Here is an 11533-nt window from a genome sequence, read left to right as displayed (position 1 = left end):
TCATTGACATCACGTCGATCCGTCTCTGGATCCGCCATTTGTCAACATGACCTAGCATGATGTAGTAGAACAGCCGCTTCGCCCGACTGTCGACCTTGGCTTGCAACGGCATGCTGCACGATGTTTGGATGACCGCTTTGGTGAAGCTGCACGGCAGCGACGGACCACCCCATGAACGGCGGCTTTGGGCCGGTCCCAGACGTCGCGTCCATATGTACATGAACGCAGCTTCCGTAGCCTTCGAAGGCGAGCCGGAGTCATCGGCGGTCGACACCCGAAGCGGCTGATTACAATATTTGGCGACAAACGACCGGAGTCACCCTGCCTTGTTGGCTTCCCTCAGGGCCAGTCTATTCTGGAACCGACATCTCGTCTCAGAAACGCTTCGGGAAGCGACAGGTCCCTCTCAACGATTCGCTGCACAAACGCGCATCCATTGTCTGGGTGGGAAAAATGCAGAAATGACCATAGAGCGAAAGTGGACGGGCGAAAATCCAACAAGGACTCATAAAAATTTATCGCACTCGGGATCGCTTCCAACGCAATATAGTCAAATATCTTCGCTCGTTCGCCTTCTGGAAGTGAGGCGATCTGAATTGAGTAGGCAAAATACTCATGCCCAACGCGGGACATCATACCATGTTGCGACTGGCTCAAGAAGGCATGAGCAAGCTCGTGAACGATAACCGATTGGAAGTACTCATCTGCAGGAAGCCGAGCAAATGCATCGAGCACTTGATCCGACCGCGCTAGCGCTTCGGGACTTACAACGGTTAGCACGTCGGTGTCACAGTTGAAGAAAGCTGCGCAGGCTTCGTGCTCCCTGTCCATCGCCGGTACGATTTTGATTGTTATCGGGCGCTTCTGTTCAAAGCCGCAGTTTTGCATAAGTTCGCGCGCTACTGAAACCGCCACGCAGACAAGTGCACTGTGAGCACCTTCCTCTGCAGAAATGTGAATGTCAGCAGAGCACGTACTCTGCTCGGTGTGTGTTTCGGCAGCCGGACTGGAAGGTGCGAAAGCAATCGCACTGCCCAAGGTGACAGTGCAGAACAGAAATGAATGTCGACCGACTGACGCCATCAGACCCTCGAAATTCGCGTTGCAACCATGATAGCTTCTCTTGGAACTTTTGAACCGACCCAGCTTTTCCTTGCCTCCGCTGGATCGGTTGAGTGGAGTTAACCCAAGCCAGGCTACTAATACCCGCCCACTATTGAATTGCCGCGCGTCGCCGACAGTAGCGACAATGGCGGACGCCGTCACAGGACCCACACCAGGTATCGTGCGGAGCATCGTCACGCGGGGATCCTGCCGGTCCTGAAGCCGCATCGGACTTGCCGCGTTTGACGTAGGGCTTCACGTAATTCGCCGGGATCAAACGAACATCGTGGCCAAGGGCAGAAAGTTGCCGCGCCCAGTAGTGCCTGGACCCACATGCCTCCATGCCGACAAGACACGCAGGCAGGTCCTCGAAGAAAGCCAGAAGCTGCGCGCGTCTGATCGTCCGATAAAATAACGACCTCTCCGGTCTCGGTAATCCCATGGACCTGTAGAACGTTCTTGGCCAGATCTACGCCAACTGTTGTAACCTACATTGGGTGGCTCCTCTCGCAGCAGTCACGACAACTGCACTATGGCGCATTGCTGCTGTTCCTCGCTTCAACTCATCACCAGGCGCGGGCACGCTTCTCTGGCGGCAACCACATCGGGTCGCCTTCGACGATGCCGTAGGTGTCATAGAACGCGTCCAGATGCTGGAGCGCCGCGACGGACCGGTAGTAATCCGGCGCGTGGCCGTCGTTCGTGACGATCGTGTGCAGGAACTGGTCGGTCTGTTTCGACGCCCAGAATTGTGCCCAGCCAACGAAGCAGCGCTCTGCGGGCGACATGCCGTCGATCTCGATATTCTCTTCCGGGTGTTCCTCGAGATAAACCTTCAGCGCCTCATAGGCGAGTGTGATGCCGCCCACGTCGGCCATGTTCTCGCCCACGCCGAGCCCACCGTTGATGTTCAGGCCAGGCAGAACCTCGAAGTTGTCGGCCTGCGCGATCAGCTTCCTCGCCTCAAAGATGAAGGCTTCGGAGTCCTCGGGTGTCCACCAGTCGCGAAGGTTGCCGGTCGCATCATACTGGCGACCACTGAAATCGAAGCCGTGCGTCATCTCGTGCCCGATGACCGCGCCGATCCGGCAGAACTTGAGGGGCGCGTCCATGTCTGGCGACAGAGCCGGCGCCATCGTGATTGCCGCGGTGACTTCGAACCCGTTGATCTGCGGCGAGTAGGCTGCGTTCATCGCGATCGGCAGGGTCGATGCACCGTTGAACTCCTCGTGCTCGGGCGGTCGGGTGAGGCTGTCGATCGTGCGCTCCATCTCGAAGCGGCCGAGGGCGATCATGTTGGCCACCGCATCATGTCCTATCTCTACACCGCTGTAGTCGATCCATTTGTCCGGGTATCCGACCTTGTAGTAGAAATTGCCGACCTTCCTCAGCGCTTCGGCCTTGGTCGGGTCAGATAACCATGGGCTTATCTCGATCCGGTGGCGGAAGACGGCCTTGATCCGCTCGACCATGTCGAGCACGTCTTCTTTTGTGCCATCGGGGTAGAAACGGTCGACGAAGACCTTGCTAGCCGGGTGCCCCATCTTCTCCTTCAACAGCTCATAGACCTGCTCTGACCTGGGTTGATCGGGCCGGGCCCCGACCAAAGCCTCGAAGAGGTCGAGCTTGGGTTCCAGAAGTTCGGTGTCGAGATAGGGGGAATAATTCTGCACGATCCGGTAGGCCATGTAGTCCTTCAGATCGTCCAGCGGCCTCTCGCGCAGGACCTCGGACAGGACGGTCAGCGCGCGCGGCTGGAACATGACAAACTCGTCAGGTTTCTCGAAGCCAACCATCTCCAGATACAGCGGAATATCAATCTCGGGGACCTGGGCCGCAACCTCTTCAAAGGGCAACTTTGCGGATCGCATCTTCGGGTCCTTGAACTCTTCTGGCGTCAGGAAGCCGTTGTAGAGCGCCGTCTCGATGTTGATCGTGTTGTCGGCGATCCGTAGCGCCTCATCCGCTGAATAGCCTGCGATCTCCATGAGTTTCCGGACATAGTCGTGATAGGGGATCAGCGCGCTGTCTCCCGGTTCGGTCCGCAGAAGCTCCAGGAAATGCCGGTCTATCCCGAACGTCTGACCGACGGCGTAGAGGGCGAACTTGCCGCTGTCCTCGGGGTCCTGCCCCGGACCGAACATTACAAAAAGCCCCGGACCTGCCGTCGCCGCCTGCGAGGCCATGAAACGCGTGATCTCGGACACCGAGGAGATCGCGTCGATCTCGTCCAGCATGGCGCGGATCGGCTCAATCCCGGCGGCGTCGATGGCCTCGACATCCATGAAAGCGTTGTAGAAATCCCCAACCTGCTGGGCGGGCGAGCCCTTGGGCAACTCGGCGCTGGACTTGCCCGCCTCGGCGGCCGCGATGGCGACCTGCTTGGTCAGCCGATCGTTCATGATGGTGAAGATGCCGTAGGTGGGAAACCGCGAGGGACGCTCGACCCGGTCCATCCATCCGCCCGCCGCGTAACGATAGAAATCCTCCCGGGGATCGGCGCTGCGATCCATGTTCTCGACCGAGAAGACCAGATCATCGGGCGTCGGGGCCGGCAGTGCCTCCTGGGCCTGCGCAGGAGCGACAAGGGCCCAGAGCGCGACAGTGGTCAATAGAGGACGGATCATCGGGGTCTCCCTTATTAGGCTGATATTAGGCTGTGAAATTGATCTCCGGACAGTTTCGTCGGCAACGAGCTCATAGCAGGCACAAATCTAAACAGGCAGACGCGCATGGATTTCGATTGGAGCGATCAATCCGCTTTCGATATTTCGTACCATGTGCCGGACCTTCAGCGCGGTATCATCGCCCATAACAAGATGCAGCCCCAGCGGCGGGGGGCCGCCCGCACGGTTTTGCGCAGCAGCAAGATCCGCAAAGAACTGCCTGGAAAAGGCTGTCCGGTCGATCCGACCGGTCAGTTCGAAACCGACCGATTTCAACGCCGCCTCGTATGTCTCCGGTGAGGCAAGTGCGCTAAGATCCGCAGAGGACGCCCATGGGACAGGATAGTCCATCTGGCCTTCTCCGACCTGCATGACATCGTAGATCGCAAAGATGCCGCCTGGCTTGAGCACGCGGTTCGCTTCCCGCGCTATACCGACCTTGTCCGCGATGTTCATGCCGACATGGATCATGTAGGCGGCGTCCATCGACCCGGCTTCCAACGGCAGATCGAGCACGCTGCCTTTGATGAGCTGAACCCGATCTGACAGGCCCGTCCATTCCGTGAGGACGCGCCCGGTTTCCACGAACTCTGCAGTCAAATCGACGCCGGTGACGTGCGCCCCGGTGGCCGACGCTACGAAGCGCGCCGGACCGCCGAGACCACATCCAAGATCCACAACCTGGCTTTCCGCTGACAAGCCCAGAGCCGTCACGAAGGGCACGGTCGCCAGTCGGCCACCAATGTGGAACTCGTCCACTGCGGCCAGGGCGTCGCTGGAAAACGGTGGGGTCAGGTCAAGTGCTTCGCATCCATCGGAGATCCGCTTGAGCAAGTGCCCGGAATGGTAATGTTGCGCAACGTCTTCGAGATCGGTCATCGTGAACCGCCCTGACTGATACCCTCAAGGTACAGGTAGTGAAACGGAATGTCACCTTGGTCGGTCAGCCCACCCAGGTTTGCCGTAGATCGGGATGAGGGCGCTGAGCTCCCGGGCAACCCGTGCGCCGGACAGGCTGGTGTCCGCGACAAGGCACAAACACTCTCGGGTGCAGTCATCGATCACCACCGGGATCTGGAACTTCCGGGAGGCGTCGAAGCTGTCAGAAAACAGCCGGAGACCGCAGTCGGCCTTTTCCCGAAGCCGACTATCCGACGGCAAATTGCCCCGCTTTTCCTCGTCGCTTAAGATCTCTGCGCTCTTCGACCAGGCGCGCTGCTCGATCGAACTCCGGAGTTCCCCGGATCAATTCGTGTTCGTGGTAGCGGAGCATCAACTCGGCCTCGTCAGCGGTCGGCGGCACATCTCGATCGAAGCTTTCGAAGATCTGGTCCTTTCGTTCGCCACTCACTTTGCCATAGTGCTCCCAGGTGACCGCCTCTGTCTCATGGCCAAAATTTAGTGACCATGCCTTACGCTCCTCTGATGTGCGGCAAAGCTTGTCGCCGAGGTTCGCGAGCGTGTGACGAGCCGAATGGGGCGTGTAGTGCGGGCCTCGCCCAGCGCAAGCGCGATCGAAAGCTTCCGTGACTGCGTCAGCCGTCTTCATCGGGTCGATGGTCGGCCGATCTTGCACGCCAGCGGTTTTCAGCTGCCTGAGCTTCGGGAAGATAGCGTCGTCTCGCCGCAGACCTAGAGCTGTGACCTCATCAAGCCAGCTGCGGACCACCTGCTCGAAAGGGGCGGTCCTTGGAAACCAATTGACATCGAAACTCTTGCCGTTCTTGGCACGTACCGCAGCGCCATCGTGGACGACGCGGCGCGCATCGACGTCGACGTGCTTCAGGCGCAGCGTGATCAGCGCATTTGCACGCAGGCCGATCAGGAACGCCATTGCGAAGATCGCACGCTGACGCCGGTCATGGAGCGACGCCGCAGGCATGGCATCTAGCAGAATGCCCGCCTCCCCCAGATCAGGGAACAATTTGGGCTCAGGAAGCGGGGCCTGCATCAGCTTTCTAGGAAGGAGGCAGTATTCGCTCAGCCCGCGTAGCTTCGTGTGGCCCGGCTCGTTGGCGAGCCACTTCAGGAATGCCCCTACCTGCGAAGCTCGATGGCGGATCGTAGAATTGCCGAGGCCACATGCATTGGCAATGAGGGCCTCCCGCCAGCCAACAATGTCATCCTTGTCTAGGCTTCCAAAGGCACGACCAGGGAAAAAGCGCTCAAATGCCCGGATGGAAATTAGGTGAGCGGTGACTGTCTTTTTGTCAAAGCGACCCGCAAAGCCCTGCCAAGCAAAGATGATGCGGTCATTTTGCGACCGCGCCACCAGCGCACCGGCACCTTGCTCCTTCCCAATACCAGCCTGAACTGCCTCTCTCCCTTCGTCTATCGATGCTAGGCTGGTATTGGTATCAAGGCACTTTCGTACGTTGTTGCATTCTGCCTCACCCAGTAGCTTCAGTACGATGACATGGCAGTCCGGACATGTTGCTCTGGCCAAGTTCGCACGTGTCTTGACTGCTTCGATCGCCACCGAGCGCGGGTCCGGAAACACCTTTCGCTTGCAACCGAAGCAATTGAATTGCCCTTGGAGTAACGTCGCTGTGGTGCCGGCACGATCACGATGAAAGCGCGCCAGTTCGCCCCCATGGAAAAGTTGAGGGGTCCGGGCATCAACCGGATGCAAGCCGCTCCCCACCCAATTGTTCAGGGTATTGCGGCTGACACCGTAGAGATCGCGAACTTGGTCTACCGAATACACACGATTGGTCTGCGGGCGGACGCCGCGATAGGAGCGGCTCACGTGCCACCTCCCGCGCGAGCGCCATCAAGAGCCGAAGTAGACTTAAGCGATCGCTCGAACTCTTCGAGGTCAGCGATAGCCCAGCGCGTTGTTCCTTCGGCAATCTGCACAGGCGATGGAAAGCCCAAACGCTTCTTGACCCAGCGCCAGATCGTGGGGCGGGACACCGAGTACCGTTTCGCAACCTCCACATCCCGGAGAAAGAGCCGAGAAGGCGACTTGCCATCATGGCCCCCTTTCGAGGTAGACGCGCGCGCGGGAAACCCCTGCTTTGGCGCCTTTTCCCTGGACGCGTTGCGCGGCTTGTCCGCCCGGTTCGTGGTACGATCAGCGCAAGTCTTTTCATTTGCGAGAGGTTCGTCACTTCGATGCGGCGCTTCGGCGGCATCAGCGGAAAAGAGATCGAGTTGGTTTGGGAAGTGTTCCGGAGGCACAGTCCTACCCCTTGTGGGTAGCTCTGCAATTCCTCTGCTGAAACTACGTAGATTGATTCATCGACATCCGGTGGCACCAGATGTTCACTCTACGTACCAACATGCTTCCAAATGCATCACATTGACAAGACCCAAATCATCAAAACCTGCGTGTGGGGCCAAATGTGGGGCTATAGATGGCGCCTAAGGAAAATAACCAATGTGAACAATGGGCTGGTTGTAAATTATGGCGGAGGCTCAGGGATTCGAACCCTGGGGACGCTCTCACGCCCAACGGTTTTCAAGACCGCCGCATTCGACCACTCTGCCAAACCTCCGGTCCCGAAGCTCTAGCCCCGCTCACGCGATTCTGAAAGCCGCCCTGCAAGGGAAAAACCGCCGAAGCGGCATTGCAGGCTTTTCTTGATCCGGCCAAGCCGTTACTCTCTTCTTCCAAAGGCAGGCGCGCCGCCCTCGGCCCCCCTCGGCGGGGCCAGATCAGGGGCGCATCCGTCTTTTCGCAAAATCCGGCACGAAGATCCGGGGCGAGCAGGCGCAGGGGATGCGGGGAAGGACCACCCGTAGGACAGGCATGGGGCAGAACATGGGCAGATCGAATTCGAAGCGTCGTGGGGCGGCCTTGCGGGCCGCGTGGCTGTTGACCGGCGTTGCGGCGCTTGCCGCGTGTGACGACGCGCAGATGCCGGGCTTCCTGAAGCCCAAGGACGGCGCCGCCGAGACCGGCGAAACCGTCAGCCGCGCGGCGCAGAGCGTCGAGCGCGACATCGAGGCCCCCGAGGTGTTCCACGCCACCGAAGCGGGCCTCTGGGACGGTCGCCCGTCGCTTGGCGGCGTCTGGGTCGCCCACCCCGAGGTCAGCGAGCCCGAGCGCGTCATCATCCGCAACCAGCAGAACGGCCAGTTCGTCATCGGCGCGCTGTTCCGCCGCGAACGCCAGTCGCCCGGCCCGCGTCTGCAGGTCTCGTCCGACGCCGCGGCAGCGCTCGAGATGCTGGCCGGCGCGCCGACCAATCTCGACGTGATCGCGCTGCGCCGCGAGGAAATCCCCGCCGAGGACGGCCCGGCCCCGGTCGCCAGCGCCGAGGCCACCGCCATCGCCGCACCTTCCGACGTGACCGAAGCGACGCTCGATCCGGTTGCCGCCAGCGCTGCCGCAGCGCTCGACAGCGCCGCGGGCATCCCTGCCCCCGAGGTCAAGGCCGCCGCCGCCGCGACCACGGCGCCGGCCGCCGCACCGGCCCCGAAACCCGAAGCGAAGCCCGCGGCCAAACCCGCCTCGAGCCTCGACAAGCCCTATATCCAGATCGGCATCTTCAGCATCGAGCAGAACGCCAAGAACACCGCCACCGCCATGCGCCAGCAGGGCATGGTGCCGACGGTGCGCAAGCAGTCGAGCTCCGGCAAGACCTTCTGGCGCGTCATCGTCGGCCCCGCCCAGACCGCGGCCGAGCGCGCAGAGCTGCTCAAGAAGATCAAGGCCTCGGGCTTCACCGACGCCTACGCCGTCACCAACTGATCGGTCCCGGCCCGCGCGGCCCGGGGCGCACAAGGACGAGGAGCCACACCATGATCCCGACCCGTTCCCTGCGCCGGATGCTGGCCGCCGCCTCGGCTGTGGCGCTGCTCGCCACCCAGGCCGGCGCCTTCGACACCAGCGCCCGCGCCGCCTTCGTGCTCGACTACACCACCGGCACCGTGCTGATGGCCAAGAATGCCGACGAGGCGCTGCCGCCGGCGTCGATGTCGAAGCTGATGACGCTCTACATGGCGTTCGAGGCGATCCGCGATGGCCGCCTGCAGCTCGACGAGCGTCTGCCGGTCTCCGAGCACGCCATGTCCTATGGCGGCTCGACGATGTTTCTCAACACCACCGACCGGGTGAAGGTCGAAGACCTGCTGCGCGGCATCATCGTGCTCTCGGGCAACGACGCCTGTGCGGTGATCGCCGAGGCTCTGTCGCCCAACGGCACCGAGGCCGGTTTCGCCGAGCTGATGACCCGCCGCGCCCAGCAACTCGGCATGACCAACTCGACCTTTGCAAATGCCAGCGGCTGGCCGGCGCCGAACCACCGCATGTCGGTGCGCGACCTGACCCTGCTGGCGACCCGGATCATCGAGGATTTCCCCGAGTTCTACCCGATCTTCGCCGAGCGCCGCTTCGAGTTCGACGGCCGCGCGCCCTCGAACGTCAACAACCGCAACCCTCTCCTGCGCCTCGACATCGGCGCCGACGGGCTCAAGACCGGCCACACGCAGGAAGCGGGCTACGGCCTCGTCGGCTCCGCCATGCAGGATGGCCGCCGGGTGATCTTCACCATCTCCGGGCTCGACAGCGAGCGCGCCCGCGCCGAGGAGAGCGAGTCGATCGTCAACTGGGCGTTCCGCCAGTTCGCCGAGCGCACGCTGGTCAAGAAAGAGACCGCCGTCGCGCAGGCCGAGGTCTGGCTCGGCGCCGAGGACAGCGTCGGGCTCGTCGCCAAGGAAGACGTCACCCTGCTGGTGCCGGTGACCCCGGGCACCATGCTCGAGGCCGAGGTGGTCTATACCGGCCCGCTCAAGGCGCCGATCAGCGCCGGCCAGCAGCTGGCCGAGCTGATCATCCGCCCCGAGGGCCTGCCCGAGCACCGCGTGCCCCTCTTCGCCGAACAGGCGGTGGCCGGCGGCGGCTTCGGCAAGCGCATGATGGTGGTCAGCCAGGCGCTTCTGAGCCGCATGAACCAGGCCTCCGGGGAGGCAATGTGAGCGGGGGCACGGGGCTGTTCATCAGCTTCGAAGGCATCGACGGCTCCGGCAAGTCCACCCAGGCGCGGCTGCTGGCCGAACAGCTGCGCGGCGAGGGCCGCGAGGTCGTTCTGACCCGCGAGCCCGGCGGCTCGCCCGGGGCCGAGGAGATCCGCGCGCTGGTTCTGCAGGGCGACCCCGAGCGCTGGTCGGCGGAGACCGAGCTGCTGCTCTTCACAGCCGCGCGGCGAGATCATCTCGAGCGCACCATCCGCCCGGCGCTGGCGCGCGGCGCCACGGTGATCTGCGACCGCTTCGCCGATTCAACGCGCATGTATCAGGGCCTGTCGCGCGGCGACCTGCGCGGCGCGGTGGACACGCTGCATTCCCTGATGATCGGCATCGAGCCCGACCTCACCCTGCTGATCGACATGGATCCCGAAGCCGCGCTCGCCCGCGCCAAGGCCCGCGCGACCGCCGAGGAGCGCTTCGAGGATTTCGGCCTGCCGCTGCAACAGCAGATGCGCGCGGGCTTCCTGGCGCTGGCCGCCGAGTTTCCCGACCGCTTCCGCATCGTCGATGGCAACCACCCCCCGGAAGCGGTGGCGCAGGATGTGCGGGCCGCGCTACAAGCTGAGGCATGAGCGAGACCGAGATTCCCCAGCCCGACCGCGTCGAGGGCGCGCCGCACCCGCGCGAGACCGTGCGGCCTTTCGGCCAGGACAAGGCCGAGCAGGAATTCCTCACCGCCTTCACCACCGGCCGGCTGCATCACGGCTGGCTGCTGACCGGCCCCAAGGGCCTCGGCAAGGCGACGCTGGCCTGGCGCATCGCGCGCTTCCTGCTGGCGACGCCCGATCTCGAGGAGGACGGGCTCTTCGGCGCCCCGCCGCCCCCCGAAACGCTGGAGATCGCCGCCGATCACCCGGTGATGCGCCGCACGCTGGCGCTGTCCGAGCCGGGGCTGTTCCTGCTGCGCCGCGCCTGGGACGACAAGGCCAAGCGGCTCAAGACACAGCTCACGGTCGACGAGGTGCGCAAGCTCAAGGGCTTCTTCACGCTCTCCTCGGCGGAGGGCGGGCGCCGGGTGGTGATCGTCGACAGCATGGATGAGCTCAACGTGAGCGCCGCGAACGCCATCCTCAAGCTGCTCGAGGAGCCGCCGGCGCGCACCACGCTGCTGATGGTGGCGCACCAGCCCTCGCGGCTGCTGCCGACGATCCGCTCGCGCTGCCGCGAGCTGCGGCTGGCGCCGCTAAATACCGAAGACATGGCCCGCGCGCTGGGTCAGGCCGGCGCCGAGGTGGCCGCCGCCGACGCGCAGGCGCTGGCAGCGCTGTCCTCGGGCTCGGTGGGCGCGGCGATGCGGCTGCTGAATCACGACGGGCTGAAGCTCTACGGCGATCTGGTGCAGACCGTCGGCACCCTCCCCCGCCTCGACCGCCCGCGCGCCATCGCGCTTGGCGAGAGCACCGCCGGCAAGGCCAACGAGGCGCGGCTCGACCTGACGCTCACGCTGATGGACACGCTGCTCGCCCGGCTCGCCCGCACCGGCGTCACCGGCACGCCCCCCTCGCCCGAGGCGGCGCCCGGCGAAGCCGCCATGCTGTCGCGCCTCTCCCCCGACCCCGCCACCGGCCGCGCCTGGGCGCAGCTGGCGCAGGAGGCCGGCGACCGCGCCCGCCACGCCCGCTCGGTCAATGTCGACCCCGCCGCGCTGGTGCTGGACATGATCCTGCAACTGCACAAGGTCGCCTGAGTACTCCGTCACGCGAGACAGCCCGGCAATCGCGCATCTGGCAAGGCCGGGCGCCTCCGGCGGGAGTATTTTTGACGAAGAGAAGCCAGGGGCGTCTTCC

Annotated in this window: 9 protein-coding genes, 1 tRNA gene and 2 pseudogenes; 4 read left to right on the top strand and 8 right to left on the bottom strand. The window is 63.2% G+C overall.

Annotated features, from left to right (window positions below):
- The 8 genes and pseudogenes from AC6RA4_RS18215 to AC6RA4_RS18180 all read right to left on the bottom strand — a co-directional run.
- Positions 1 to 220 (bottom strand): hypothetical protein (locus AC6RA4_RS18215; protein WP_500162776.1); only part of this gene is annotated, 220 nt, incomplete at its 3' end.
- Positions 221 to 339: 119 nt separating this feature from the next.
- Positions 340 to 1083 carry a DUF6639 family protein gene (locus AC6RA4_RS18210; protein ID WP_500162778.1) on the bottom strand — a complete coding sequence of 248 codons (744 nt, stop codon included), beginning with the start codon at positions 1081 to 1083 and terminating at the stop codon, positions 340 to 342.
- Positions 1084 to 1143: 60 nt separating this feature from the next.
- A pseudogene (locus AC6RA4_RS18205) lies at positions 1144 to 1571 on the bottom strand (transposase); the annotation flags it as partial.
- 99 nt (positions 1572 to 1670) lie between these two features.
- A complete protein-coding gene (locus AC6RA4_RS18200; protein WP_500162775.1) occupies positions 1671 to 3731 on the bottom strand; it encodes a M13 family metallopeptidase in 2061 nt (686 codons plus the stop codon).
- Positions 3732 to 3818: 87 nt separating this feature from the next.
- Positions 3819 to 4649 carry a class I SAM-dependent methyltransferase gene (locus AC6RA4_RS18195; RefSeq protein ID WP_500162773.1) on the bottom strand — a complete coding sequence of 277 codons (831 nt, stop codon included), beginning with the start codon at positions 4647 to 4649 and terminating at the stop codon, positions 3819 to 3821.
- 72 nt (positions 4650 to 4721) lie between these two features.
- Positions 4722 to 4889 (bottom strand): annotated as a pseudogene (locus tag AC6RA4_RS18190) (IS3 family transposase); the annotation flags it as partial.
- A gap of 28 nt (positions 4890 to 4917) precedes the next feature.
- Complete coding sequence (locus AC6RA4_RS18185) at positions 4918 to 6519, bottom strand: tyrosine-type recombinase/integrase (RefSeq protein ID WP_500162771.1); 1602 nt, start codon at positions 6517 to 6519, stop codon at positions 4918 to 4920.
- A gap of 661 nt (positions 6520 to 7180) precedes the next feature.
- Positions 7181 to 7270 (bottom strand) — tRNA-Ser (locus tag AC6RA4_RS18180).
- Positions 7271 to 7536: 266 nt separating this feature from the next.
- Here AC6RA4_RS18180 and AC6RA4_RS18175 point away from each other — a divergent pair.
- Genes AC6RA4_RS18175 through AC6RA4_RS18160 form a run of 4 tightly spaced genes read left to right on the top strand, consistent with a single transcriptional unit; the run spans position 7537 to position 11433 of the window.
- Positions 7537 to 8469, top strand: a complete 933-nt coding sequence (locus tag AC6RA4_RS18175) for an SPOR domain-containing protein (RefSeq protein ID WP_500162770.1) — start codon at positions 7537 to 7539, stop codon at positions 8467 to 8469.
- Positions 8470 to 8519: 50 nt separating this feature from the next.
- The gene (locus tag AC6RA4_RS18170; protein WP_500162768.1) at positions 8520 to 9695 is read left to right on the top strand and encodes a D-alanyl-D-alanine carboxypeptidase family protein; all 1176 of its coding nucleotides are present in this window, start codon (positions 8520 to 8522) and stop codon (positions 9693 to 9695) included.
- A complete protein-coding gene (gene tmk / locus AC6RA4_RS18165) occupies positions 9692 to 10318 on the top strand; it encodes a dTMP kinase (protein ID WP_500162767.1) in 627 nt (208 codons plus the stop codon). The genes AC6RA4_RS18170 and tmk overlap by 4 nt, the downstream gene beginning before the upstream one ends.
- Positions 10315 to 11433 carry a DNA polymerase III subunit delta' gene (locus AC6RA4_RS18160; RefSeq protein WP_500162765.1) on the top strand — a complete coding sequence of 373 codons (1119 nt, stop codon included), beginning with the start codon at positions 10315 to 10317 and terminating at the stop codon, positions 11431 to 11433. Before tmk ends, AC6RA4_RS18160 begins: the two co-directional genes overlap by 4 nt.
- Positions 11434 to 11533 lie beyond the last annotated feature (100 nt).

The sequence above is a fragment of the Salipiger sp. genome (genome assembly GCF_059781815.1).
Note: the sequence above shows the minus strand (reverse complement) of the source record. Positions and strands in the feature narration are given on the sequence as shown.